At 62.5% G+C, this 25,882-nt stretch carries 23 protein-coding genes and 1 tRNA gene; 11 read left to right on the forward strand and 13 right to left on the reverse strand.

The window, feature by feature from the left end:
- Positions 1 to 251: 251 nt before the first annotated feature.
- The gene (locus tag GNZ13_RS42630; protein WP_172176343.1) at positions 252 to 440 is read right to left on the reverse strand and encodes a hypothetical protein; all 189 of its coding nucleotides are present in this window, start codon (positions 438 to 440) and stop codon (positions 252 to 254) included.
- 74 nt (positions 441 to 514) lie between these two features.
- Between GNZ13_RS42630 and GNZ13_RS42635 the strand changes: the two genes are divergently transcribed.
- Positions 515 to 757: a hypothetical protein gene (locus GNZ13_RS42635; protein ID WP_172176341.1), complete on the forward strand. Its 243-nt coding sequence runs from the start codon at positions 515 to 517 to the stop codon at positions 755 to 757.
- Positions 758 to 846: 89 nt separating this feature from the next.
- On the opposite strand, the gene GNZ13_RS42640 is transcribed toward GNZ13_RS42635, so the two are convergent.
- The gene (locus GNZ13_RS42640; protein ID WP_172176345.1) at positions 847 to 2,181 is read right to left on the reverse strand and encodes an MATE family efflux transporter; all 1,335 of its coding nucleotides are present in this window, start codon (positions 2,179 to 2,181) and stop codon (positions 847 to 849) included.
- 49 nt (positions 2,182 to 2,230) lie between these two features.
- Positions 2,231 to 2,539 carry a DUF2288 domain-containing protein gene (locus tag GNZ13_RS42645; RefSeq protein WP_097389970.1) on the reverse strand — a complete coding sequence of 103 codons (309 nt, stop codon included), beginning with the start codon at positions 2,537 to 2,539 and terminating at the stop codon, positions 2,231 to 2,233.
- Between the two features lie 108 nt (positions 2,540 to 2,647).
- Here GNZ13_RS42645 and GNZ13_RS42650 point away from each other — a divergent pair, with 108 nt between their 5' ends.
- A complete protein-coding gene (locus GNZ13_RS42650; protein ID WP_172176347.1) occupies positions 2,648 to 3,388 on the forward strand; it encodes a pentapeptide repeat-containing protein in 741 nt (246 codons plus the stop codon).
- A gap of 858 nt (positions 3,389 to 4,246) precedes the next feature.
- Here GNZ13_RS42650 and GNZ13_RS42655 read toward each other — a convergent pair.
- The 3 genes from GNZ13_RS42655 to GNZ13_RS42665 all read right to left on the reverse strand — a co-directional run bounded on the left by GNZ13_RS42655 (position 4,247) and on the right by GNZ13_RS42665 (position 6,530).
- Positions 4,247 to 4,573, reverse strand: coding sequence for a hypothetical protein (locus GNZ13_RS42655; RefSeq protein WP_172176349.1), 327 nt, complete (start codon positions 4,571 to 4,573; stop codon positions 4,247 to 4,249).
- 124 nt (positions 4,574 to 4,697) lie between these two features.
- Positions 4,698 to 5,438, reverse strand: coding sequence for a peptidoglycan DD-metalloendopeptidase family protein (locus GNZ13_RS42660; RefSeq protein WP_172176351.1), 741 nt, complete (start codon positions 5,436 to 5,438; stop codon positions 4,698 to 4,700).
- Positions 5,439 to 5,621: 183 nt separating this feature from the next.
- The gene (locus GNZ13_RS42665; protein ID WP_172176353.1) at positions 5,622 to 6,530 is read right to left on the reverse strand and encodes an aldose epimerase family protein; all 909 of its coding nucleotides are present in this window, start codon (positions 6,528 to 6,530) and stop codon (positions 5,622 to 5,624) included.
- A gap of 561 nt (positions 6,531 to 7,091) precedes the next feature.
- On the opposite strand from GNZ13_RS42665, the gene GNZ13_RS42670 reads away from it, so the two are divergent.
- Together GNZ13_RS42670 and GNZ13_RS42675 are read left to right on the forward strand one after the other, a co-directional pair.
- A complete protein-coding gene (locus tag GNZ13_RS42670) occupies positions 7,092 to 7,922 on the forward strand; it encodes an undecaprenyl-diphosphate phosphatase (RefSeq protein WP_172176355.1) in 831 nt (276 codons plus the stop codon).
- Between the two features lie 341 nt (positions 7,923 to 8,263).
- A tRNA-Arg gene (locus GNZ13_RS42675) sits at positions 8,264 to 8,337 on the forward strand.
- A 58-nt stretch (positions 8,338 to 8,395) separates the two neighbouring features.
- On the opposite strand, the gene GNZ13_RS42680 is transcribed toward GNZ13_RS42675, so the two are convergent.
- Positions 8,396 to 8,779 carry a DUF427 domain-containing protein gene (locus tag GNZ13_RS42680; RefSeq protein ID WP_172176357.1) on the reverse strand — a complete coding sequence of 128 codons (384 nt, stop codon included), beginning with the start codon at positions 8,777 to 8,779 and terminating at the stop codon, positions 8,396 to 8,398.
- 341 nt (positions 8,780 to 9,120) lie between these two features.
- Positions 9,121 to 10,701, reverse strand: a complete 1,581-nt coding sequence (locus GNZ13_RS42685; protein ID WP_172176359.1) for an acid phosphatase — start codon at positions 10,699 to 10,701, stop codon at positions 9,121 to 9,123.
- A gap of 326 nt (positions 10,702 to 11,027) precedes the next feature.
- Here GNZ13_RS42685 and GNZ13_RS42690 point away from each other — a divergent pair, with 326 nt between their 5' ends.
- The gene (locus tag GNZ13_RS42690; RefSeq protein WP_236002427.1) at positions 11,028 to 12,425 is read left to right on the forward strand and encodes a cytochrome-c peroxidase; all 1,398 of its coding nucleotides are present in this window, start codon (positions 11,028 to 11,030) and stop codon (positions 12,423 to 12,425) included.
- A gap of 56 nt (positions 12,426 to 12,481) precedes the next feature.
- Here the strand turns inward: GNZ13_RS42690 and GNZ13_RS42695 are convergent, their stop codons facing one another.
- The gene (locus GNZ13_RS42695) at positions 12,482 to 12,721 is read right to left on the reverse strand and encodes a hypothetical protein (RefSeq protein WP_172176363.1); all 240 of its coding nucleotides are present in this window, start codon (positions 12,719 to 12,721) and stop codon (positions 12,482 to 12,484) included.
- 280 nt (positions 12,722 to 13,001) lie between these two features.
- On the opposite strand from GNZ13_RS42695, the gene GNZ13_RS42700 reads away from it, so the two are divergent.
- Positions 13,002 to 13,391: an RT0821/Lpp0805 family surface protein gene (locus GNZ13_RS42700; RefSeq protein ID WP_172176365.1), complete on the forward strand. Its 390-nt coding sequence runs from the start codon at positions 13,002 to 13,004 to the stop codon at positions 13,389 to 13,391.
- A gap of 82 nt (positions 13,392 to 13,473) precedes the next feature.
- The gene (locus tag GNZ13_RS42705; protein ID WP_172176367.1) at positions 13,474 to 13,923 is read left to right on the forward strand and encodes an NUDIX hydrolase; all 450 of its coding nucleotides are present in this window, start codon (positions 13,474 to 13,476) and stop codon (positions 13,921 to 13,923) included.
- 86 nt (positions 13,924 to 14,009) lie between these two features.
- On the opposite strand, the gene GNZ13_RS42710 is transcribed toward GNZ13_RS42705, so the two are convergent.
- The gene (locus GNZ13_RS42710) at positions 14,010 to 14,933 is read right to left on the reverse strand and encodes a transporter substrate-binding domain-containing protein (protein ID WP_407945697.1); all 924 of its coding nucleotides are present in this window, start codon (positions 14,931 to 14,933) and stop codon (positions 14,010 to 14,012) included.
- A 244-nt stretch (positions 14,934 to 15,177) separates the two neighbouring features.
- Positions 15,178 to 16,887 carry a glutamine--tRNA ligase/YqeY domain fusion protein gene (locus tag GNZ13_RS42715; RefSeq protein ID WP_172176369.1) on the reverse strand — a complete coding sequence of 570 codons (1,710 nt, stop codon included), beginning with the start codon at positions 16,885 to 16,887 and terminating at the stop codon, positions 15,178 to 15,180.
- Between the two features lie 460 nt (positions 16,888 to 17,347).
- Between GNZ13_RS42715 and ggt the strand changes: the two genes are divergently transcribed.
- Both ggt and GNZ13_RS42725 read left to right on the forward strand, forming a co-directional pair.
- Positions 17,348 to 19,102, forward strand: a complete 1,755-nt coding sequence (ggt, locus tag GNZ13_RS42720) for a gamma-glutamyltransferase (RefSeq protein WP_172176371.1) — start codon at positions 17,348 to 17,350, stop codon at positions 19,100 to 19,102.
- Positions 19,103 to 19,243: 141 nt separating this feature from the next.
- Positions 19,244 to 19,804, forward strand: a complete 561-nt coding sequence (locus GNZ13_RS42725) for an RBBP9/YdeN family alpha/beta hydrolase (RefSeq protein WP_172176373.1) — start codon at positions 19,244 to 19,246, stop codon at positions 19,802 to 19,804.
- A 95-nt stretch (positions 19,805 to 19,899) separates the two neighbouring features.
- On the opposite strand, the gene GNZ13_RS42730 is transcribed toward GNZ13_RS42725, so the two are convergent.
- Positions 19,900 to 21,120, reverse strand: a complete 1,221-nt coding sequence (locus GNZ13_RS42730; protein WP_172176375.1) for a CaiB/BaiF CoA transferase family protein — start codon at positions 21,118 to 21,120, stop codon at positions 19,900 to 19,902.
- A gap of 386 nt (positions 21,121 to 21,506) precedes the next feature.
- On the opposite strand from GNZ13_RS42730, the gene alaS reads away from it, so the two are divergent.
- The gene (alaS, locus tag GNZ13_RS42735; protein WP_172176377.1) at positions 21,507 to 24,131 is read left to right on the forward strand and encodes an alanine--tRNA ligase; all 2,625 of its coding nucleotides are present in this window, start codon (positions 21,507 to 21,509) and stop codon (positions 24,129 to 24,131) included.
- A 73-nt stretch (positions 24,132 to 24,204) separates the two neighbouring features.
- Here the strand turns inward: alaS and GNZ13_RS42740 are convergent, their stop codons facing one another.
- Positions 24,205 to 25,116 (reverse strand): LysR family transcriptional regulator, encoded by a 912-nt coding sequence (locus GNZ13_RS42740; protein WP_172176379.1) that lies wholly within the window; start codon positions 25,114 to 25,116, stop codon positions 24,205 to 24,207.
- Between the two features lie 118 nt (positions 25,117 to 25,234).
- Here GNZ13_RS42740 and GNZ13_RS42745 point away from each other — a divergent pair.
- Positions 25,235 to 25,882: YbfB/YjiJ family MFS transporter (locus GNZ13_RS42745; protein WP_172176381.1), on the forward strand; the 648-nt coding region annotated here is incomplete at its 3' end.

Here is a 25,882-nt window from a genome sequence, read left to right on the forward strand (position 1 = left end):
ATCACGCATACCGGTGCCTGCTGCTCGAAACGCTTCATCACCTCGTCAAACATCCCTTCGTACCCGTCGTCCTTGAACAGGTCGCCAGGTTACCAGGTTTGTCGCGCAAAGACCTTGAAAGGGCTGGGCCTCAGACGTCGGCAGCGGACACGACAAAGTGGCGCGTCAAGGCGCGCTCGGCAAGCGCGGCAAGCGCACCGTCGATGGTCAGCGCGTTGCCTTCTTGCAGGGCGACGCGCCGGTTTATCCCCTCAATGCCGGCGGCGCATCCAGTGCGGCATGTTCAAGTGCGGCATGTGCTGGTGTGCGATCCAGTGATGCAGCATGCCTTCGCCGTCGTGTTCGCGTCTGTAGGTCCTCGCCTCAAAAATCGACAAGGCGAGCAGCACGAGCAGACCTATTGCAAGTCCGATCAGACCTGCGATCGATTCAGCGTCCATGGCAGTCTCCTATGACACGTAACCGTGCCTTTATAGTAGCTCACGCGTAACAAAATGGGAGGAGGGAGAATGCCTTGCGCGGCATCGTCGAATGCGAATTGCAGGTAGACTCTCGGCGCTTCGTTGCCGCTATTGTCATTCTGTATCGAGAGTCTATGAACCGCGTTTTGTTGATTGCGTTGATGCTGGCTGCCGGACTCGCCGGCTGTGCCAACGATCCTTCCGGGCATCATGGCGGGCCGCCGCCGAAAGATCCTGTCGACTACCACGGCGTACCTACCGACGACCGGCCGCCTGTCATGGCGCCCGCGCCCTGAGTGCCGGCTGGGAATGAAAGCGAAGCACAACGCGCGCGTTCCTAAGACAAAAACACACGGCGCATGCACGTCGGGCGCCGAAGCAAGAGCTAGGCGGCCACGCCTGCCATGCCTCGCACGACGCCTGGCAAAAAGCGCGCGAGCGTTATGCCGCGAGCGGCCATGAAGATCAGCATCGCGGCCCACAAACCGTGATTGCCGTACAGCGCCAGCAAGGCCCACGAAGCCACGACGAACACCGCAAACGACATCACCATCGACGTCATCAGTTCATGCGTGCGAGTGGCGCCGATGAACACGCCGTCGAGCAGAAAACCCCACACGGAAATCACCGGCAAGAGCGCGGCCCATGGCAGATAAGTCTCGGCCGTGGCGCGCACGGCGGCCTGATTGGTCAGACCTTCAATGATCCATGAGCCCGTGCCCCAGTACACCAGCGAGAAGCCCAGTGCGCCGAGCGCGGACCACAACGCCGTCACCTTGATGGCCTGTGCGAAAGCGTGCCGGTCGCGCGCGCCGATCGCAGCTCCTACGAGCGCTTCGGCAGCATGCGCGAAGCCGTCGAGTCCATAGGCCATGAAGGTCTGAAAATTGAGCAGCAGCGCGTTGGCGGCAAGCGTGGCGTCACCTTGCCGCGCGCCGAGATGCGCGAACCAGCCGAACGACGACAGCAGACAGAGCGTGCGCACGAAGATATCGCGATTCAGCACCACCAGACGCTTGAGCGCGGCTGCGTCGAAGAGGGTGGCGCGGTTCAGCGCAGGCAGGCCGCGCGGCCTGCCGTGCCACAACAAGGCCGCGCCGAGTACGAAGCCGAGCGCGTCGGCCGTGGCTGTGGCCGCGCCGATGCCGGCCACGCCCCAATCGAATACGTACACGTACAACAGCACCGCTGCGATGTTCACGCTGTTGATGAACACTTGCGAGAGCAGCGCGAGCCGCACCTTCTGCGTACCGAGCAGCCAGCCGAGCACCACATAATTGCCGAGCGCGAGCGGCGCAGCCCAGATGCGCGCGTGGCAGTAGATCTGCGCGTGGCGCTGCACCGCGTCGCTGCCGCCGATCGCGCGCAACGCGTAGCCGATCAGCGGCACTTGCAGCAGAAGCACTGCTGCGCCGATCGCCGCCGCCAGCAACAGCGCGCGTACGACGTTGTTGCGCGACTCGGCATGGTTGCCCGCGCCGTGCGCTTGCGCGACGAGGCCGGTGGTGCCCATGCGCAGGAAGCCGAAGCCCCAGAACACGAAGTTGAAGAACAGGCCGCCGAGCGCTACGCCGCCGAGATAGGACGCGCCGTCCAGATGGCCGGCAACGGCGGTGTCGACCGCGCCGAGAATCGGCTGAGTGAGATTGGCGAGGACGATTGGGAACGCCAGCGTCAGCACCCGACGGTGCCAGCGCACAGGGACGGCGGGTGACGTCACGGCCGCGCCGCCCCCAAGGGGACTTCCTCCGGGGCGCGCGCACTGTCGTTCAATTACGTTCCTGCACGCACACCCATGGCGAGACGACCACCGCCCACAGATCGGGATCGCGCGCGGCGAAATCGGCGGCGGTTTCCGCCTGCACGCGTTCGACGAGGCCGGAAGACAGCCATTGCGTGACCTGCGTGGTGTCGTCGCTGGCGATGGCCTCGGCGACGCTCACCAGATCGATGTCGCGCGCGACGCGCAGCAGGATGCCGCGTGCGAAAAAGCGTTCGAGTTCGGTCCAGCCGATTTTGGCGGTTTCGGCGAGCAGCTTGGCGTACAGCGGGCTATGAGTGGCGTCGTTGGAAGTCATCGTAAGCGGGTTCTGACGGGGCCGTTACTATAAACCATCGGCGCGGACCGCCAGGGCGACGCGCGTTCCGGTACGCTTGAGGTCTTTCGAAATTCATTCTGAACCTTCATGTCACTGGATTCAACGGCGCCGGCTTCGGGCGCACAAGCACACGTGGTGACCAACGCCACACTCACGCGCATCGACGTGGAGCGCCTCATCGCTGCGAACAGCGCGGCAAATCAGGCGGGGAATAGAGAATCGCTCCATTTCACCGACTGCGATTTCGAAGGCGCCGATCTGTCGCGACTCGATCTGCGCGGCGCTGAATTTCATCGTTGCACGATCGTCGAGACGTCGTTTTTCGGCGCGACGCTGTCGCACACCCGCTGGGTCCGTTGCCGCGGGCGCGAGGCGGATTTCGCGTCGGCCGATTTGGTCGACGCGGCGTTCCAGTCGAGCGATCTGAACAACACCAGCTGGCGGCGCGCCAAGCTTGCCTCGGCGTTGTTTCACAGCTGCAAGCTGACTGGCGCCAATTTCGAAGCCTGCACGGCGCTCGGTTTGAGCTTCGTCGAAACCTTGCTGGTGGGTGCGCATTTGCGCGGCCTGTCGTTTCGCAAGGCCACGCTCCAGCAACTCGATTTCTCCGACGCCGATCTGGCCGGTGTCGATTTCCGCGAGGCTATCTTCGACGGCGGCAGTCTGAAGGATGCCCATCTGAAAGGCGCGCGCTTTGACGGCGCGGACCTGCGCGAGGCTGACCTAAGCGGCGTGCGGCTCGTCGATGCGGCGCTTTTCAAAGGCGCGACGATTTCGCATCAGCAGGCGGCGGTGCTCGTGACCGAACTGGGTCTGCGAGTCATGTGATCGCTGTTTCTAGCTGGCCGGTTTTAGCCATTCGGCCAGCTTGAACGAATGGATGCATGCGCTTATCATCCGATTTATCAATTCATTAACAGCAGTCGATTTTAAACTTCACAATTTGTCAGTTGATCTGAAGATTTTTATTTATTCGCTATTCGCGAATATGTTGTGAGGAAATGCGGCTGCTTATTCGCGTCGCTCAATATCTGCTAATACATCAGTATGGTGCGCTGGCGCACTAAAGGTTCGCAATGCATAAAGCGTCCGGATCATACTGGGCGCGGTTAGCAGGAATCGGCCCAATGGTTTTCGTCAGGCCTTTCCAGTGTCGTGCGGGCAGGTGTTTGATTCATAAGGAATTGCGGGCGGCGCGTGGGGTTTTCGCCCGCCGTTAATATGGTGTTTCGTACGGAGTGCGATAAGGGTATTTGCCCAGCCTATTTCAGACATTTTCCTTCACGTAACGCGGATTCCGTACGCCGCGGCACATTGTTCGCGAAATTAATAGATTGCACTTGTAAAAGCGGGTTGTTAGATTCGGTTCTGGCGCATGGTGAACCGGTCCTTTGCCGATATGCGCCGAACCCCCGTTAGCCCGGCCTCGTGCCGGGCTTTTTTTTCTGCCCGTCATTGCAGATTCAATTCGGAGTCACTGCGGATTCACGCGCGGCGCAGATCACGAAAAGTTACCTTTTCTTTCCGCCGTTCATGACCTGGTTGATCATTTTTCTCGGCATGTGGCCGATTGCGCTCGGTGTGCTGTTCGCCTTCGCCGCACGCATCGATCCGCGCTCCGGACGCTGGCGGCGCCGCTAGCTCGAGCGGCGCTGCGCCTTGCGTTATTGCGTTGCTGCTCCGCCTTCACTGCTTGCAGCGAATCACCATCGACCGGTTCTTGACGTTCGCTCCGAAAATCCCGCCGATCGAACCGCCCGAGGTGGCGCCGTTGTCGACGTCCTTCGAAACGACGTCGTAGCCATAGTTGCCGCAGACTTCGCCCGCGCGCTTGTAGCACTCGGCCCAACTGGAGCTCGCGTCACTGCCGCTGCAATTGATTGCAAAGCCCGTATCGCCGCTCGGCAGATAGGTCATGGTGGTGGTGCTGGAACAGCCGCCGAGACTGCCGAGCGTCAGCAGGCCGAGGCCAATCGCTGCGGCCGTTGTTAAGGACGCCAATGCGCTCTTCATTGCAGATTCCTTACAGATAAACAGGGAAGACGTGGCGCGAAGCCACGTCATACATAGGATTGAACGTTTTATAGCACGCCCGGTTCCCTCGACTGCTGCAGGGCGCGTGCCTGAGGCTGGGCGGCTAGCGCGCCGGCAGCGCCCGCGACGGATCGATCGAGCGGCCCTGATAGCGCAGTTCGAAGTGCAGCATGACCCGATCGGTGTCGGTGTCGCCCATTTCGGCGATTTTCTCGCCGCGGGCGACCGACTGACCTTCCTTCACCAGCAGCGCGCGGTTGTGCGCGTAGGCGGTCAGATACTCGGCGTTGTGTTTGATGATCAACAGATTGCCGTAACCGCGCAAGCCGTTACCCGCATAGACCACCGTGCCGGGCGCCGCGGCAACCACCGGGGTGCCCGCTGCCGCCGAAATGTCGATGCCCTTCGAATTGGCGCCGTCGAAGCCCCGGATCACCGTGCCGTCAGCCGGCCACACCAGTGAGATCGTCGAAGCCGGTGCGGACGACGGCGCGCTGTCGGCGGGAGCCGGGCGCGGCGCAGCCGAAGCGCTTGCGCTTCCTGCGCCGCTGCTGCGTATCGCACCACCTGCGGCACCACCCGCGGCACCACCTGTGGACGCCGCATTACCCGGCGGCGTGACGCGTAATACCTGCCCGACCTCGATGCTGTCCGGGTTGGCCAGGTTATTCCAGCGCACGATGCTTTGCACCGACTGCCGGTTGCTGCGCGCGATCTTCGACAGCGTATCGCCCCGTTCGACGCGGTAAAAGCCCGGCCCCACCGGAGCGGACCCGCAGGCGGCGAGCACCGCCAGCAATGACGCGCAGGCGAACCGTTTCATCATTCTTGTAGTGTTAAGCATTGGACCTCGCAAAGCGCTGCCACGCGCCGATCCCGATCACGCGGCAGGTAGATGCAAAGCGTCCGATTCTAACGGTTTTGCGCTGCAGCATCCGAAAAGCGGACGCAGAGGACGGCGCGCACGGCGGAAACGCGGCGAAACGCCGCGTAACCCATCACGTTGCGATGCGCGGAAAACCTGCAGTCAGCGCGGCTTGCTGACGTTAATACGCAGGGCAGCGGTCTCGGTTTGTCCCGGTTCGAGCCAGCGCAGTCCCATGCCGTTGTGGATCGCATCCGGCAGACCCAGCCACGGCTCGACGCAGTAGAAATCTGAGTTCGCGGCTTCCGTCCATGTCGTGACCGCGTACCAGGGCACCGAGTCCGGCCGCTGCAGATCGATCGTGATGAGCCGGTTCAGGCCGGGTGCGACCAAGCGCACGGGTTGGTCCGGCGCACCAACGAGGCAATGGAAGCGGTCGTGAATGCGCGCCTCGTCGAGCGTGTAGCGCTTCTCGCCCGGCTCGGCCGCGCTGATCGAGCCGTCGTCCTGCTGATAGCACCGTTCGGTGCGTGGTAGTTCTAGCGAGGTCTCGACGCGCTGCGTGTGTGGCAGCGTGAAATAGAAGTGATGGCCTGCATAGTAGGGCAGCCGCGTGTCGCCGGTATTGGCGGTGCTTAACGTGACTTCCAGCGTATGCGTATCGACAAGCCGGTACGTCGCTTCGAAACGGAATCCGAACGGATAGCCCCCGCGTGTCACGTCGCTGTCGGTGAGGGTCATGCGCAAGCCGGCGCCGTGCACGTCGGCGTGGGCGTCGAAGGGCAGGTCGCGCGCAAAACCATGCATCGGCAATTCGCGGACCGTGCCTTGTGCGTCACGCCAGTAGCCGATCTTGCCGTCGACGCGATGCCGGCCGAGAAACGGAAACAGCAGCGGGTTGCCGCCGCGAATTCTCGCGGGTTGGCTCCAGTCGGCGTGCTCGGGCCAATGAATCACCTCTTCGTCGTCGATGGTCCACGACAAAAGACGGCCACCGGCTTGCGGCGCAAAACGAAGCACGGAGGCGTCCTGGGCAATCTCGAGAATGTCCTGTTGCGGGGAGAGGGGCATGGTCGATGGGGTGGTTGATAAAGTCGCGAGAGAACGATTTTGCGCTGCTTTCCGCTACGGGGAAACCCTTCTCGGGAAATTGCGGGTGTCGGAGGAGCCCCATCCTTGCTGATAATCCGCTGACTGCCCGGTAACTTTGATGACCGGGCGAGATCGGCTCAGGAGGTGTTATGGATCTCGCAATGGCAATGGGTGTGGCGCTGTTCGGCATGTTCGCGGCAAGCACCGTCTACTTCTTCTACAAGCTCGAGCGCTGATCCAGGCACCTGTTTCATTTTCTGCTGGGCCGTCGACGCGAGCCTGGCATGATTTTCGCACGTCCGGCGCATCGAATTCCTCATGATGGAAGGGCGGCCGCCGGCGGCGCCCCATTTCTTTTTCTGCGGCGTAACAACGGTTTCAAGTTGTGACGCAGCGCATCAATATTTCCCCGAATGCGGTTCAAACGCTTGGCGCTGACTTTGCAGCCAGGCATAATCGGTGCGCTCTTGACCTTGACGCGCCGTCTATTTTCTATCGCGGCGCGCTGTTCCCCGACATTTTCCTTACAAGGACCGCCGCGTGAACCTGTCGTTTCTAATTTTCCTGAGCGTGCTGCAAGGCGTCACCGAACTGTTCCCGGTCAGCAGCCTCGGCCACACGCTGCTCGTGCCCGCACTGTTCGGTATGCATATCGACAAGCATGCGCCGCAGTTGCTGCCGTTCCTCGTCGCGTTGCATCTCGGTACGGCGTTCGCGCTGCTTTGGTACTTCCGCAAGCGCTGGTACGAGTTGGTGAGCGGCTTCTTCGCTTCGTTCGGCGGCCGTCGCAATGACAACGCGCACATGATGTGGGCGCTCATCATCGGCACGATTCCGGCGGGCCTCGTCGGGCTGATCCTTGAGAAGCGCCTCGAGCGGATTTTTCACGATCTGCGCATCGTCGCGATCGCGCTGATCGTGAACGGCGTGCTGCTGTGGTTCGGCGATCGTCTGCAGCGTTCGCGCGCGCATCAGCCGCCGGAGAAGCTGACCGTCCGCCAGGCGTTTTTCGTCGGTCTCGCGCAGATCGGCGCGTTGATTCCGGGCTTCTCGCGCAGCGGCCTGACGATGATCGCCGGCAATGCGGCCGGCCTGACGACTGAGAAGGCCGCCGAGTTCTCGTTCCTGCTCGGCACGCCGATCATCTTCGCGGCCGGCGTGCTCGAACTGCCGAAACTGTTCCATGCGCCGGGCCAACTCGCCGATGCCTTGCTCGGCGGCGTGCTGACCGCAATCGCCGCGTACCTGAGCGTGCGTTTCCTGATGCGCTATTTCGAAGGCCGCGGACGTCTGGCCTCGTTCGGCGTGTACTGCGTGATCGCGGGGGTCGTGTTCCTCGGCTGGTTCATGTTGCATCCGCAGCCGGTCTGATTGCGTTCGATAGGCCCGCACTGTCCGCTGAATGCTGACGTGCCGCTGACGGGTGATTAGCGGGCAACTAGCGGGTAACAAGCGATCGGTTATAATCCGGGCCCGGCTCAACTCGCCGGGCCCGTTTGTTTTGTGACGCTTGTGATACGACGGGGTGACGGGCGATCAGGGTTGCCGCGCACCGGATCAGATTTCCACAGTCTGCGGCCCGGTCAGTTAGAATTTCGGTATCCCACGAACCGTGTGGCAGTGATATTGCACAGGTTCCAAATGCCCGATACGGGTTCTCATTGCGGGCGATGCACGTTATACACGTTCGTGTAGCATCGCCTCACTTCATTACGGCAGTAGCTCAGCTGGATAGAGCATCGGCCTTCTAAGCCGAGGGTGGGGGGTTCGAGTCCCTCCTGCCGTACTTCAAATGCCTGGCGCCGCGTATCGAAGCCTCACCGCTGCGATGCGCGTCTTGCCGTTCATCCCGCCGGCTGCACATCGATGGAATCGACCCGGTTCGGATAGAACGCCAGGTGCTGAGCGATCTCTTTCACCGCCGCGTAGGGCGACTCGTAGGTCCAGACCGCATTCACTGCCCGCTCGCCGCCAATCGGAATGCTGTAGTACGCGCAATCGCCTTTATATGGGCAATAGGTCGTGTGATCGGTGCGTTCCAGCAGCGTCATCTCGACGTCGTTGCGCGGAATGTAATACACCGGCGGATACGACGCCTCACGCAGAACAAGCGCATTGCGTGTATCCGCGATCACGCGGCCGGCTACCGTGACCACCACACGGGCTTTGTCCGGCTCGACGGTGATCGGATGATCGGGACCGGGGACCTTGATGGTTTTTTCAGTCATGCTGTCGAACTCCTGAATGGGTGGGCAAGCCTGCGAGACGTTGCTGAGAGTTTCAGCGGTCATCGACAGGAACGATCGCGCCTTGGATCGAAGCATACGCTGGTCATGAAAACGCGTTGTGTCGCTGCTTGGGTCTATGACGAGTCGCGTGCGCCGTCTTGTTCTCCACGCGACGAAAACAAAAAAGGGCAACCGAAGCTGCCCCGTCAAAGTCCCATCATCAGACGGACTGTTGCTTACTGATTTTGTCTGTTTGCGAATCGCGGACCGCTTAACGTCGGCCGCTCAATTTCCGGGCGCTTGTTGCCGTCCGTTCATCGCCGGCCGCGTTTTTTTCTCGTTTATTGCCTGATGTTCAACGCGGCCGTCAGATCGCCCATCGGCTTGCTGCCGTTGCTGACCAGCGCAGCATCGCGCGTGGCGATGCCAGGCAGCGTCGGCAGCGAGAAGCGGTGCGTGATGAAGCGCAGGATCGACGTCGTGTCGTATTGCGTGTGATCGACGAAACCCTTCTTCGCGTACGGCGAGACGATCAGCGCCGGAATCCGCGTGCCCGGACCCCAACGGTCGGCCTTCGGCGGCGCCACGTGGTCCCAGAAGCCGCCGTTTTCGTCATACGTCAGGACCACCAGCATGTTGTTCCACTGCGGGCTTTTCTGCAGATGCGAGATCACGTCGGCAATGTGCTGGTCGCCCGACGCGACGTCGGTGTAACCAGCGTGCTCGTTCAGGTTGCCCTGCGGCTTGTAGAACGACACTTGCGGCAGCGTGCCGCTGTCGATCGCCTTGATGAACTCGGAGCCTGCCAGACCGCCGTCGAGCAAATGCTGCGAACGGTTCGCGGAGCCCGGCGCGAGATCGGCGAAATAGTTGAACGGCTGGTGATGCGGCTGGAAGTTCGGCGCCGTCAGATTCGCGCCGTAGATCACGTTCGACGTGCCGGTTTGCGCCGCCGACACCGCCGTGCCCCACGCGCCGCCGTACCACGCCCACGAGACCTTCGCGTTGTTCAGCAGGTCGCCGATGTGTTGTTGCGTCTGGGCCGGCAGCGTGGTGGCCGCAGTCGGATCGGCGAGATTCGCGTCGCCGCCCGAAGCCGCCTTGTTGCCGCTCGGCTGATACGGCGGCTGCATCGTGTTGATCGCGTAGAAGTCAGGCGTCAGGTTGCCCGAAAGCACGTATTTCGGCGGGCCGCTCAGCGCCGAAGCTGGCGAGTTGGTCGCAAGCTTCAGCGTGACGCCGTCGCTTTCGACAGCCGAGATCGAGCCGGCTGCCGGGCTCTTGTCCGCATTCGGATAGGTCGGCGTGCACGCGCAAACCAGCCATTGGTGATTCAGAAACGAGCCGCCGAACGAGCCCATGAAGAAGTTGTCGGCCAGCGTGTATTGCTGGGCGATCTTCCACAACGGCAGCTTGTCGGCGTTGAGCGTGTAGTGACCCATGACGAGGCCGCCGGAATCCGCCCACGCGGCGAACTTGTCGTTCTTGCCGCCATTGATCTGCATCTGGTTTTCATAGAAGCGGTGATACAGATCGCGCGTCGTGGCCGTGATCGGCGTGTTGAAGCCGTTCGGGTCGTCGATGGCGAACGGGCTGTTCGGCAGGTTGGCCGTCATCGCTTGCGTCACCACCGGCGTCACGCCGGTTTGCGTCAGACCGTTCCACACTTGCGGCAGCGTGGCGAGCGCCGTGCCGTTGCGGTCGACCTGTGTGGCGCTCGCCGCCGTCACGTTCTGCAGACCGTTGGCGCCCGGGAAGTTGCCGTAAAGATTGTCGAAGCTGCGATTCTCCGCGTAGATCACCACGACCGTTTTGATCGACGTGATGTCCGGTTGCGCGGTGATATTGTCGCCGCCACACGCATACAGACTCAGCGCTGCTGCGATCGCGATAGGCGCCGCGCAGATCAGTTTTTTGTTCATTGGGTATGTGTTCTCTCTCTCGCGTTGGGGACGGGCCGGGTGCATTGCTGACACGGATGGCCGCGAGCGAAAGTTTGAAGAAGGTTTTTGACAGAAAGATGTAATTAATTACGAATTGCTTGTGTTTCGTGATTTCCGTCGGCTATATGTCATTTAAACGACATGTCGATGAAATACGCTCGCGGACTTCAATATCGCAAACTCACATCATTCATATGCGTCTTGGGCTTACGGGGATTCGGAAAACGGCGGTTCAGCCGCGGGGGCTGCAGGGCGCGCGGCGGCCGGCAGGTATAGGCGCGATGCTGTGGATGGTGCTCGCGGCAATGACCATGACCTTGGCAGCGTGCGATGCAGGCTCGTCGGCAGCGGGGGGCAAGGCAGACGCGGGCGGCAAGGCGAATGCAAGCGGCAACGCGCAAGTGAAAGCCAAGGCGGATCTGAACGCCAGGACCAATGCGGGCGTCGAGGCTCGAGCGAGTGCATCGCCTGTATCCGATCCCGTCGCGCCCTCTACCGTCAAAGTGGCCGCTCATGACGCCGGCCAGACCCGCGCACAAGTCTACGAGTCCGTGCGGCAGATGACGGCGCTGGGCAAGCAACTGTTCTTCGACGCGTCGCTGTCCGGCTCGGGCAAGCTGGCGTGCGCATCGTGCCACAGTCCCGATCACGGCTTTTCGCCGGCGAATTCGCTGTCGGTACAACTGGGCGGCAGCGACATGCACCGCACCGGCATGCGCGCCGCGCCGACGCTCAAGTACCTGCAATCGGTGCCGGCGTTCGCCGAGCACTACCACGAGTCGGACGACGAAGGCGACGAAAGCGTGGATGCCGGGCCGACCGGCGGCTTGACGTGGGACGGCCGGGTCGACCGCGGCTCGGACCAGGCGCGCATTCCACTGCTGTCGTCGTTCGAAATGGGCAGCACACCGGCGAAGGTCACGGCGGCGGCGAAGGCCGCGCCGTATGCCGATGCTTTCCGCACGGCATTTGGCGAGCATATTTTCGATAGCGACGACGCCACCTTCAAAGCCGTGCTTCAAGCGCTGGAAACCTTCGAGCAGACGCCCGAGCTTTTTTATCCGTACACCAGCAAGTACGACGCGTATCTGGCGGGCAAAGCACAACTGACCCAGGCAGAGCTACACGGTCTGCAAGTCTTCAACGACGAAAAGAAGGGTAATTGCGCGAGCTGCCACATCAGCCAGCGCACCATGGACGGCGCGCCGCCGCAGTTCAGCGACTTTGGACTGATTGCGATCGGCGTGCCGCGCAACCGCGCGCTGCCCGTGAATCGCGATCCGCATTTTTACGACCTCGGCGCATGTGGGCCGGAGCGTACCGATCTCAAGGGCCGCGCCGAGTTTTGCGGCATCTTCCGCACGCCGACGCTGCGCAATGTCGCGTTGAAGAAGAGCTTCTTCCACAACGGCATCTATCATTCGCTGGATCAGGTGGTGCGCTTTTATGCGCAACGCGACACGAATCCGGAAAAGTTCTATCCGGTCTCGAAGGGCAAAGTGCAGAAGTTCGACGATCTGCCGCAGCGTTACTGGGCCAATCTGAATACCGAGCCGCCGTTCGATCGCAAGCCGGCTGACAAGCCGGCGCTCGACGAGGCCGAAATCAAGGACGTGGTCGCGTTTTTGAATACGCTCACGGATGGATATAAGGCGGGAGATAAAGCAGGAGCTAAAGCGGGAAATAGCGCGACCACGAATTGACCGCCGGGCGATCGCTGCGCAGCCGGTTGAGGGGGCACGTGCCGCCGCGGGCTTGGTCAGTTGCCTGCGCCGGCAAGGATGTAATAGCAGCCGATGAGCAGCAGTGCGAACGACATCAAGAGGCACGCAGTGCCAACGCGTGTCAGCAGATTCGGCCAGCGTGGGCGGGGGAGGCTGTCCATTTGCACGATGCGCCGCGCAAGACCGGGATCGCGGCCGATGGCGAAAGGCATAAGCGCGACGCAAAAGATGGCGAGCGCGACGGCGAAGGTTTGGAGAGCAAACGAGATATCCATAAGGCGGCGTGGAAGCTTGATCAGCGCGGTAGCGCAACAGGCCTATCTTAAGAAGACGTTTCATAAGAAAACATGAGACGCGTCCTAAAAAGTCTGAGCAATCGTCGAGCCGGTTCGTTCCCGCTGGCGGGAATCGGAAGCTGCAGGCTGCCGCGGGTCGCTGCGAGGCAGCATCCCGGCGGTCACCTCGAGGACGACATGCTATGCTTTTGGGGTCCAGATCACGAGCCGCGGTGAACGCGCTCGAGACCGCCGAATTACTCTTCGAGGAGAACCCTTCATGTCGATACGAACCCGTGCCCTGTTTCACCTGACCGTCGGTGGCCTGCTGCTTGGCGGCGCCATCGGCGCGCAAGCTGCGAACCTTGGTTTTCTGAACGACACGCCGATCAGCTACATGAAGCAACGCGACGTCGATTCGATCAAGGACACCGTCTTCGCCGCCTTGAATGACAAGCAGGACGGCGAAAGCGCGAGCTGGGTCAACGAAGGCACCGGCAACAGCGTCAAGATCGACGCGACGATTACCATGGCCAGCACCGCGAAGGACGGCGAGCGCACTTGCCGCGACGTCGGCGTCGTACTGAATGCGAAAGGGCAGTCGGTGAGCCTGCGTCCGCAGTTCTGCAAGCAGGGCAGCGGCGACTGGCAATTGCAGAAAAAGCACTGAACGTGCGGGCCGGTATGACAATGCGCGCCGACTTGCCGGCGGCGCAGCCTGAAGCCGTGCGTCCTTGCGGCGCGCTGCGGCGATGAGCGCACGGGTCGTCTCGTGCGGCGTCGTACTGCTCGACCCGGACGGGCGGGTGCTGCTTGCGCACGCCACCGAAACGTCTCACTGGGACGTTCCGAAAGGGCACGGCGAAGAGGGCGAGGCGCCTCACGTCACGGCGTTGCGCGAGATGGTCGAGGAGACCGGTATCGTGATCGAGCCCGAGCGTCTGAAGGATCTCGGACTATTCGTCTACCGGCGCGACAAGGATTTGCATCTGTTCGCGGCGCGTGCCACTGCCGATGAACTCGATTTGACTGCGTGCACCTGCACGTCGCTGTTTCCGCGCCGTTCTGACGGCACACTGATTCCCGAAATGGACGCATACCGCTGGGCCGCGCCGGACGAAGTCGAGCGGTACGCGAGCCGCAGTCTCACGCGGCTCTTTCAGACCACGCTTTCGCTCGTGGAACTGCATCGGATGCTATAGCGGCGGAGGTGTCGTTTTGGCTGCGGCGTTGGCAGCACCAAGCGGCACCGGCAACCGCAACCGCAACGCCCGCGCTGCCGACGCGCTCAGTCGAGTGCGCGGTCGTTCGGATGCGCGAATAGCGCTCGGTTCTGCTCCGACAGCGGGAAATTCAGATTGATGCCGTGCGGCGGAATCGGCTGCGTGAACCACTGGTTATACAGACGTTCCGCGTCGCCGGCAGTCTGGCCGCGTGCGATGACCCCGTTCACAAGCATGCGGAACGGCTCGTCACCCTTGCGGAACATGCAGGCGTAAACCTCGTAGCCGAGCGGCGTGCCGGTCACCACGAAGTCTTCGGGGTGCGGGTCGGTCGATTTGAATCCGTACACGATCGGCTCGTCCATCACGAAGGCCACCGCCCGGTCATCCTTGAGCGCAGTGAATGCTTCCAGATGATCGCGCGCGCTCGTGATGCGCATGTTCAGGTGCTTCTCGGTGTTCAGGCGGCGCAGCAGGCGCTCGTCGGAGGTGCCCGCGGTCGTCACCACAGTCTTGCCGGCCAGGTCCGGAAAATCCGTGATACCGCTGCTCTTGCGAGCGATCATGCGTACCGCGTACTGGAAGAAGCTGTTCGAGAAGGCGGCCACGTTTTCGCGTTCCACCGTGTGCGTGGTCGAACCGCATTCCAGATCGATCTGATTGTTCAGTAACATCGGCGTGCGATTTGACGAAGTTACCGTGATTTCGTGCACCTTCAATTGCGGCAGGCCGAGCGTTTTCTTGATTTCGTCGACGATCTGCAGCGCGATGGTTTGCGAGTAGCCGACCGTGCCCTTGCCGTCGAAGTACGAGAAGGGAATCGACGCTTCACGCACGCCGAGTACGACCACGCCGTCGTCGTGGATTTTCTTCAGCGTGCCGGTGAGTTCTTCCGCATGAGCGGGGCAGGCGAGCGCCGCCGCGCCGAACGCGACCAGCGCGACGAGTGCGCAACGCATGCTTTGTGCGACGCGTGCGGCGCGGGTCATGCGTGTAGCAGGAACGGTACGCGTGTGACGCGTGCCTTGTGCTGTGCTCCCCCATACTCTCGCCCCGCGGTGGGCTGCAACTCTCATCAGGCCTCCCGGACTGGCGCTGGCATGTAGGCCGCGCTGTCACATGTCGATGGAACATGATGTAACGAAACGGCGTGCATTCCGCTCACGAAATGCACGCCGTAATTAACGTCAGATGCGCAACTTCAGATGAGCTTCGCGCTGTAATTGCCTCAGCTTACGCCGGCTTGCCCCAACTGTCGCGCAAGCTGACGATGCGATTGAACACGGGCTTGCCCGGTTTCGAATCGACGCGGTCGGCCACGAAATAGCCATGGCGTTCGAACTGATAGCGCTGTTCCGGCAACGCGTCGCGCGCACCCGGTTCCAGGTAGGCGTTGACCACGCGCTTCGAATCAGGATTCAGCGCTTCGAGGAAGTCGCGGCCACCGGCGTCCGGCTGCGGTTCCTTGAACAGACGGTCGTAGATGCGCACTTCGGCCGGGCACGCGCCTGCCGCGCTGACCCAGTGAATATTGCCCTTGACCTTGTAGGTGTTCGCGCCTTCGGTGCCCGATTTGCTGTCCGGGAAGTAGTTGCAGTGGACTGCGACGATGTTGCCGTTCTCGTCCTTGTCCGCGCCGATGCACTCGATCACATAGCCGTAGCGCAGGCGCACCTTGTTACCCGGGAACAGGCGGAAGTAACCCTTCGGCGGCGCTTCGTTGTAGTCGTCGCGTTCGATCCACAGTTCGCGCGAGATCGGGAATTCACGGACACCCTGTTCCGGATGATGCGGGTGGAACGGGGCGCTGCAGGGCTCAGTCACGCCTTCAGGGAAGTTGTCGATGATCAGCTTGAGCGGGTCGAGTACAGCCGCGATGCGCGGCGCCTTCTCGTCCAGATCGTCGCGCAGCGCGCCTTCGAACACGCTCATGTCGATCCATGAATCGACCTTGGTGACGCCAATGCGCTCGCAGAACAACTGGATCGCTTCCGGCGTGAAGCCGCGACGGCGCACACCGACGATGGTCGGCATGCGCGGATCGTCCCAGCCCTCGACATGGCCTTCGGTCACCAGTTGCAGCAGTTTGCGCTTGCTGGTGATCGCATAGGTGAGGTTCAGGCGCGAAAACTCGATTTGTTGCGGCAGCGGGCGCGTGAAGATTCCGGCTTCGGCCAGCTCGTTCAGAATCCAGTCGTACAGCGGACGGTGGTCTTCGAACTCGAGCGTGCACAGCGAATGCGTGATGTTTTCCAACGCGTCCGAGATGCAGTGCGTGTAGTCGTACATCGGGTACACGCACCATGTGTCGCCGGTGCGGTAGTGATGCGCAAAGCGGATGCGGTAGATGACCGGGTCGCGCATGTTGAAGTTCGGCGACGACATGTCGATCTTCGCGCGCAGCACGTGCTCGCCTTCCTTGAATTCGCCGGCCTTCATGCGGCGGAACAGGTCGAGGTTTTCCTGCACCGAACGCTCGCGGAAACGCGACGGAGTGCCGACCTCGGAGGCCGAGCCGCGGTTCGCGCGCATTTCTTCGGCCGACTGGCTGTCCACATATGCCTTGCCGCGTTCGATCAGCAGTTCGGCGAATTCGTACAGCTTGTCGTAGTAGTCGCTCGCGAAGTAGAGCTGTTCCTTGCCCTCTTTTTCCCATTCGAAGCCGAGCCAGCGCACGGAGTCGATAATCGAGTCGACGTACTCGACGCTTTCCTTTTCCGGGTTCGTATCGTCGAAGCGCAGATGGCACACGCCGCCGTAGCTGCGCGCCACGCCGAAGTTCAGGCAGATGCTCTTGGCGTGACCGATGTGCAGGTAGCCGTTCGGCTCAGGCGGAAAGCGCGTTTCGACACGCTGACCCCACTTGCCGGTGCGGTTGTCTTCGTCAATGATGTTGCGGATGAAATTGGATGCCGCTGGCGCGTCGTTGCGTTCGGTATTCATGCGAGAAGGTGAAAGTCGGTCGGGGACGCGCAATGCGCCCGCTTATCCGTCAATTCTACCTGACGCGTTCGCTCGCGGCAGGCGAGTGCGGCGCGCAGCCAACGTTTGTGCGGTTTCGACCGGTTTTTGGGGGCAGGCGGGATGCTGCAAGCTGTGTTTAAGCTGCTGTAACAGGAGGTAAAACGTTTTGTTGACGCGTGCGCCGGCGTCTTAGGATGCGGGCGGCGCACTCTCCACGCGCCGCGCACAGGCAGCATGTTCGCCCATTGATTTTTTCCCCGGCGCCGCTTTGCGCCCGTGCGGCGCACGCCGGGCGGCCATGCTGTCCATCCGCGCCCCGCTCAATCTGTTGGATTGCGCTCCGCGCCCTGACGTGCAGCCCGCCTCACCCATTGGGTCGCCTTGCATAGACGCTTTCCGTTCGTGCAACATGGCGTCAATAGTTCCCGGAGTTTCTCGGATGTCCGTCCCGTCGCATGACGCGCCTCGCGCGCCTTTCGCCTCTTTGTCTTTTGCCCGAATCGTGACGGCCACGGCCGTGTTCGCCGCGCTCGCCGGCAGCTTCGTCGCGCCGGCCCCTGCGCTAGCGAAAACGCCACCGCCCAAGGCCGTGCTGGACGCGTCGGCGGTGGCCGTGCCGGATCGCTACAGCGCCGACACCGCGCAGCAGATCTTCGCCGCCGGCGGCAACGCGGTGGACGCCGCTGTCGCGATCGCCTTCACGCTGGCCGTGACCTGTCCGGATGCGGGGAACATTGGTGGCGGCGGGTTCATGACGGTGTTCATGGACGGCAAGCCGTATTTTCTCGATTACCGCGAGCGCGCGCCGCAACAGGCGACCCGCGACATGTACCTCGACGATAAAGGCAACCTCGTGCCGGGCATGAGCCTCGTCGGCCATCGCGCGGTGGGTGTGCCGGGCACCGTCGAGGGCATGTGGGAAGCGCAGCAGCGCTTTGGCAAGCTGAAGTGGAAGCAGGTTCTGGCGCCCGCGATCCGTTACGCCACCGACGGCTTCAAGGTCGAGCCGTGGTTGCAGCAAAGCCATGACGCGGTGGCGAAGAATTTCGCCGGCAAGACCAACTTCGACGCCTACTTCTCGAACCTGAAGGCGGGCGTGATGGTCCGCCAGCCTGAACTCGCGCAAACCCTCTCGCGCATCGCCAGCGACGGCGGCCGGGAGTTCTACGAAGGCCGCACCGCGGATCTGATCGCCCAGCAGATGTACGGCCACGGTCTGGTCACGAAGCAGGACCTGATTCAATACAAGGCCGTTTGGCGCCAACCGCTCACCGCCGATTGGAACGGCTACAAGGTCGTGACCGCACCGCCGCCGAGTTCGGGTGGTGTCGGACTGATCCAGATGCTGAAGATGAAAGCCGATCTGAAGCAGGCGTTTGATGGCCTCGAGCTGAATTCAGTGCCGTATATCCATCTGATCGCGCAGATCGAAGATCGCGTGTTCGCCGATCGCCAGCAATACATCGGCGACCCCGATTCGTACAAGGTGCCGATCGACAAACTGACCGACGACGCCTACCTCGCGCAACGCGCCGATGAAGTGAAGCCCGACGAAGTGCCGGGCGCCACGCCCGTCAAAGGAGGCCTCGGCGATGCGCTGCCGGAAAAAGCGCAAACCACGCATTTTTCGGTGGTCGACAAGTGGGGTAACGCCGTGTCGAACACTTACACGCTGAACGGGTCTTTCGGTTCCGGCGTGGTGGTGGACGGCGGCGGCTTCCTGCTCAACGATGCGATGGACGACTTCGTCACCAAACCGGCTGTCGCCAGCCCGTCCGGCCCAACGGCTGACGAGCTGAACACGGTGGCACCGGGGCGCCGGCCGCTTTCGTCGATGACGCCGACCATCCTGTTGAAGGACAACAAGGTCTCGCTAGTGATCGGCACGCCTGGCGGCTCGCGAATCCTCACGTCGATCTTCCAGGTGATGACCAACCTGTACGACTTCAATATGCCGCCTGCCGACGCTTTGGCCGCGATGCGATTCCATCACCAGTTGTTACCGCCGAAGACGATCTATTTCGAGCCCTACCATCCGATCACGGGCGAGCTGGCCGAACAGTTGAAAGCTGTGGGCTACACGCTGGAAGGGCAGTCGTTCAATGGGGACGTGCAGATGATTCGCGTCGAAGGGGCGGCGCCTGAACCGGCGGCCGATCCGCGCGGCGTTGGCGTGGGCCGCGTGATGCCTTGAAGCGTGGCTTCTTCGGCCCGGCGAAGCTAATAATTGCAGAAGCCGGCTGCGGATACGTATTGCAGATGCGCACTTGATTGCCGCATTTGAGAAGCGCACTCGAAAAGCGCACTTGAAAAACGAACTACAACGGGGAAAGCGATGAGCGGACAAAAACTAAACGTACTCGTGCTGCCGGGCTATCAGAATTCCGGCGTGGGGCACTGGCAGACGCGCTGGGAAGCGCTCGATCCCGCCTTCGTGCGCGTACAGATGTCGGACTGGGACCGTGTGGCACGCGACGAGTGGTGCCGCACACTCGATGCCGCGGTGGCCGCAGCCGACTCGCCAGTGGTGTTCGCCGCGCACAGCCTTGGCTGCCTGACGACCGCCTTCTGGGCGTCGCAGTACGCGAGCGCTGCCCAGCTCGCGAAGGTGGCGGGCGCGTTGCTGGTGGCGGTGCCTGATCCGTCCGGGTCACATTTTCCGCCGGATGCCAGCGGTTTCGCGCCGGTGCCGCTTACGCGCTTGCCGTTCGCGAGCATCGTTGTGGCGAGCAGCGACGATCCGTACGGCGGCGTGCCGTTCTCGCAAAGTTGCGCGAGCGCATGGGGCAGCCGCTGGATCGATATCGGGCCGCGTGGCCACATCAATGCCGACAGCGGGCTCGCCGATTGGGACGAGGGGCGCCGCTGGCTGGCTACGTTGGGCGAGCGGCGGTGAGCCCTCATTTGCGCTGATCCGGCGGGCGTTCGGCGCAGGCTGCAGCGTGTCATCGTCGCTAGCGTCACTGAAAACCGGCGCCGCCCAAGCCGGCCTCAAATCACTGATTGCTCCCGCAGCGTGGCAATCCGAGCCTCGTCATAGCCCAGCACGTCGCGCAAGATGCTGTCGGTGTGCTCGCCGAGCATTGGTGGATGGGACAGCGCTTCAGGTGGCGTGCCGGTCATATTGATCGGATTGCGCACCAGTTTGACCGTGCCGCCCGACGGATGCGGCAGATCGACCTGCATGCCGCGCGCCACCACCTGCTCGTTTTCGAACACTTCGCCCAGATCGTTGATCGGCCCGCACGGCACACCGGCCGCTTCCAGCGCCGCGATCCATTGCTGCTTGCCCTGCAGGCGCACCATGTCGGCGAGGATCGGCACGAGCATGTCGCGGTGGCGCACGCGAGCCGGGTTGGTCGCGAATCGCTCGTCGCTGGCGAGTTCGGGGCGGCCGCCTGCTTCGACGAATTTGCGGAACTGGCCGTCGTTGCCGACCGCGACGATGATCCAGCCGTCGCTGGTCTGGAAGGTCTGGTAGGGCACGATGTTCGGATGCGCATTGCCCCAGCGCACGGGCGGTTGGCCGCTCGCCAGGTAATTCGAATTCATGTTGGCCAGCATGGCCACCTGCACGTCGAGCAGCGCCATGTCGATGTACTGGCCTTCGCCCGTGCGGTCGCGGTGCGTGAGCGCCGTGAGCACGGCGATGGTCGAATACATGCCGGTCATCAGGTCGGCAATCGCGACGCCGGCCTTTTGCGGGCCGCCGCCCGGCTGGCCGTCGCGTTCGCCGGTAATGCTCATGAAGCCCCCGATGCCTTGCACGATGAAGTCGTAACCGGCGCGCTGCGCATACGGCCCGGTTTGCCCGAAACCGGTTACCGAGCAGTAGATCAGATCGGGCTTCACTTCTTTGAGCGACACGTAATCGAGGCCGTACTTCTTCAACTGCCCGACCTTGTAGTTCTCCAGCACCACGTCGCTTTGCGCGGCCAGTTCGCGGATGATCCGCTGGCCTTCGGGCGAAGCGATATCGACGGTGACCGAGCGCTTGTTGCGGTTCGCCGCGAGGTAATAGGCGGCTTCACGCGTGTCGGCGCCTTCCGGTGTTTTCAGGTACGGCGGCCCCCAGTGGCGGGTGTCGTCGCCAACTTCGGGCCGTTCGATCTTGATGACGTCGGCGCCGAAATCGGCGAGCGTCTGTGCGCACCAGGGCCCGGCGAGCACGCGTGTGAGATCCAGCACGCGGATATGACTGAGAGCGCCCATATTCTTCAATGTCTCCTATGTCGACCGGAGTTAGCGCTTTAGCTGTCGACCAGAGTTAACGCTTCAGCGCTTACTCTGGTCCCATGCAAAGCACTTACTCCGGTCCCATGCAAGGTTTGTGGGTGGTGACGCGGCGGGCATGCCGCCGCGGATGTGGGCAATCTTAAGCGATTCCCGCGCGGCGGCGCAGTCAGCCGAACGGCATAGGACGCGCGGCGTGCCTTGCCGGGTCGCTCGCGACCCGGCCAAACCTGGCCGGACGGCTAACGGTATGGGGCACGCGCCGCGCGCGGGCGCCGATCCCGTATAATCAGTCGTTTAAGAAACAATCAGTTGGCGCATCGCCACGATGCAGCCGGTAACAGCCAGGACCGTCCCCGCACGCTATGAAAGCCGCCGAAATCCGCGAGAAATTCCTCAAGTTCTTCGAATCGAAGGGCCATACGATCGTTCGCTCGTCGAGCCTTGTGCCCGGCAACGACCCGACACTGCTCTTCACCAATTCGGGAATGGTGCAGTTCAAAGATGTGTTCCTCGGCGCGGAATCGCGTCCGTATTCGCGCGCCACGACCGCGCAGCGCAGCGTGCGCGCCGGCGGCAAGCACAACGATCTGGAAAACGTCGGCTACACCGCGCGTCACCACACGTTCTTTGAAATGCTGGGCAACTTCTCGTTCGGCGACTACTTCAAGCGCGACGCGATCCACTACGCGTGGGAGTTGCTGACGGGCGTGTACCAGCTGCCTAAAGACAAGCTGTGGGTCACCGTCTATCACGAAGACGACGAAGCGCACGACATCTGGGCGAAGGAAGTGGGCGTGCCGGTCGAGCGGATCATCCGCATCGGCGACAACAAGGGTGCGCGCTACGCGTCAGACAATTTCTGGCAGATGGCCGACGTCGGGCCATGCGGCCCGTGCTCGGAAATCTTCTACGACCATGGCCCGGACGTATGGGGCGGCCCCCCGGGGTCGCCTGAGGAAGACGGCGACCGCTACATCGAGATCTGGAATCTCGTGTTCATGCAGTTCAGCCGTGATGCGCAAGGCAACATGACGCCGCTGCCCAAGCAGTGCGTCGACACGGGCATGGGTCTCGAGCGTATCGCCGCGGTTCTGCAGCATGTGCACAGCAATTATGAGATTGACCTGTTCCAGGCGCTCATCAAGGCTGCGGGCCGCGAAACCGGCGTGACCGATCTGACGAACAACTCGCTGAAGGTGATTGCCGATCACATCCGCGCCTGCTCGTTCCTGATCGTCGACGGGGTGATTCCGGGCAATGAAGGCCGCGGCTACGTGCTGCGCCGTATCGTGCGCCGCGCGATCCGCCACGGCTACAAGCTGGGCAAGAAGGGTTCGTTCTTCCACCGCATGGTGCCGGACCTCGTCGCGCAAATGGGCGGCGCTTATCCGGAACTGAAGGACGCGGAGCAACGCGTGACCGACGTGCTGCGCCAGGAAGAAGAGCGCTTCTTCGAGACCATCGAGCATGGCATGTCGATTCTCGAAAGCGCCTTGGCCGATCTGGAAGCGAAGGGCGGCAAGACGCTCGACGGCGAACTCGCGTTCAAGCTGCACGACACCTACGGCTTCCCGCTCGATCTGACGGCAGACGTTTGCCGCGAACGCGAAGTGACGGTCGACGAGGCCGCCTTCGACGAAGCGATGGCGCGTCAGCGCGAACAGGCTCGCGCGGCGGGCAAGTTCAAGATGGCGCAGGGCCTCGAATACTCGGGCGCGAAGACCACGTTCCACGGCTACGAAGAAATCATCTTTGACGACGCGAAAGTGATCGCGCTGTATGTCGACGGCGCGTCGGTCAAGGAAGTGAGCAACGGCCAGCAGGCGGTCGTCGTGCTCGATCACACGCCGTTCTACGCAGAGTCAGGCGGCCAGGTCGGCGACCAGGGCGTGCTGGCTAACGCGAGCGTGCGCTTTGCGGTAAGCGATACGCTGAAGGTGCAGGCGGACGTGGTCGGCCATCACGGCACACTCGAGCAGGGCACGCTGAAAGTCGGCGACGTCGTGAAGGCGGAAATCGATGCGGTGCGTCGTGCCCGCACCGAGCGCAATCACTCGGCCACCCACCTGATGCACAAGGCGCTGCGCGAAGTGCTCGGCTCGCACGTGCAGCAGAAGGGCTCGCTGGTCGACGCGGACAAGACACGTTTCGACTTCGCGCACAACGCGCCGATGACCGACGAGCAGATCCGTCAGGTCGAAGCGATCGTCAACGAGGAAGTGCTGGCGAATGCGCCGGGCATTGTGCGCGTGATGCCGTTCGACGAAGCGGTGAAGGGCGGCGCGATGGCGCTGTTCGGCGAAAAGTACGGTGACGAAGTGCGCGTGCTCGACCTCGGTTTCTCGCGCGAGTTGTGCGGCGGTACGCACGTGCATCGCACGGGCGACATCGGACTCTTCAAGATCGTGATGGAAGGCGGCGTGGCTGCCGGTATCCGTCGCGTGGAAGCGATCACGGGCGATAACGCCGTGCGCTTCGTGCAGGATCTCGACGCGCGGATCAATGCGGCTGCGGCCGTGTTGAAGGCACAGCCGTCGGAGCTGACGCAGCGGATCGTGCAGGTGCAGGATCAGGTGAAGTCGCTGGAGAAGGAACTGAGCGCATTGAAGTCGAAGATGGCTTCGAGCCAGGGCGACGAGCTTGCCGGTCAGGCAATCGAAGTGGCCGGCGTGCATGTGCTGGCTGCAACGCTCGAGGGCGCGGACGTGAAAACGCTGCGCGAGACTGTCGACAAGCTGAAGGACAAGCTGAAGAGCGCGGCGATCGTGTTGGCGTCGGTCGAGGGCGGCAAGGTGAGTCTGATTGCCGGTGTGACGGCGGACGCCAGCAAGAAGGTCAAGGCCGGTGAACTGGTCAACTTCGTTGCACAGCAAGTCGGTGGCAAGGGCGGCGGGCGGGCGGACATGGCGCAAGCTGGCGGTACCGAGCCGGCGAATCTGCCTGCGGCGCTGGCAGGCGTGAAGGGTTGGGTCGAAGCCCAGCTTTGATTCGGGTTTGATTGGGCTACGCGGGGCGCTGGTGGTTTTTGCGTCCCGCGATCAACCCACAATCAACACAAAATCAAGACACGCCCACCGCTGCAGTCGCAGGCAAACCTGCGGAATCGTCCCGCGCCATAAGCGTCTGCTTCAGGGCATTTAAAGCGGACGAAAAATGCCCCCGTCGCCAGACCAGAAGCGTCTCAATCACGCCAATATCGGGAAGCTCATGAACCGCGATATTGCTCGCATCGGTTTGCAGATCGAGCACTGATCGCGGTGCCACGGCCACCCCCGCGCCGGCGGCGACACAAGCCACGATCGCATGATACGAGCCGAGCTCCAAAACGCGAGCCGGCCTCACCCCATGCTCCAGATACCACTTCTCGATGTACGCCCGGTAAGCACACCCACGCTCGAACGCGATCAGCGTCGATAAAGCAATATCCCGCACTTCGCGAATCGGCCGATGACCCCGCGGCGACAGCATCACCAGCTCCTCGCGGAAAACCGGCACCGTCTCGAACAATTCACCGAGCGCGGCAGGATCCGGCGGGGTCGCCACCAACGCCGCATCCACTTCGAATTCGCGGACCCGCTCGATCAGCTTGCCGGTCGTGCCGGTTTCGAGTTCCAGCGCGACATCCGGCCACTGCTGGTGATACTGCGCGAGCAAGCCCGGCAGACGCGTCGCCGCGACGCTTTCCATCGTGCCCAACCGCAAGCGCCCACTCGGACGATCCTCGCGTACGGCATGACGCGCCTCGTCTGCGAGCGCGAGCAGACGCTCCGCGTAGGGCAGCAGTGTCTCGCCAGCGGGCGTCAAAACGAGGCGGCGGCCATCGCGGATGAACAGGTCGGTGCCCAGTTGCTCCTCGAGCTGCTTGATGCGCGTCGTGACGTTCGATTGCACGCGATTGAGCTTGGCAGCGGCGCGCGTCACGCCGTTTTCGCGCACGACAGCACGAAAAATGGTCAAGGCGGCCAGATCCATGGTTCTCTCCTGGCGATGGTTGGTATCCGAATTATTCATTTTTAGTGATTGAAAGGTCAAGCTAATATGGCTTGAAGAAGCCGGTGACCGCCGGCCCGAATTCATCTACGGTCTGCTCATGAACGATCTCGCTTCCAGCGCGCAGGACACCCCTGCCGAACGTCACGCCGCCCGCCGCGCGGCGCTTGCCTGCATGGTCACCTTGGCCGTGGTGCTCGGCATCGGACGTTTTGCGTTCACGCCGCTCTTGCCGCTGATGCTTCACGGCAGCGCCTTCGGCCAGCCGCAGATCGATATCCAGCATGGCGGCTGGCTCGCGTCGTTCAACTACGCGGGCTATTTCGTCGGTGCGCTCACGTGCGCGGCGCTGCGGGTCGAGCCGGCGCGCATGGTGCGCGTGGGGCTTGTTGCGACGGCTTTGCTGACGTTGGCAATGGGCGTAACAGGCCAATTCTGGGTGTGGGCGGTCGTGCGCTTTGCCGCCGGCGCGATCAGTGCCTGGACCTTCGTGTTCGCCTCGCAGTGGGGCTTGCGGCGGCTCGCCGAACTCGGCGCGCACGGATGGAGCGGGGTGATCTACACAGGCCCGGGCGTGGGCATCGTCGGGACCGGCTTGCTGGTCAGCGCTGCGGGCGGTTACGGCGCGACGGCGGGTTGGATCGGTTTCGGGCTTATCGCGGCGGTGCTTTCGATCATGGTTTGGCCGGTGTTCGGGACCGTGACCGATATCGCCTCAGGAGGCGCGGTGCTTGCCACGGGCGGGGCA

It is taken from the genome of Paraburkholderia elongata (assembly GCF_013177735.1).
Lineage (GTDB): Bacteria > Pseudomonadota > Gammaproteobacteria > Burkholderiales > Burkholderiaceae > Paraburkholderia > Paraburkholderia elongata.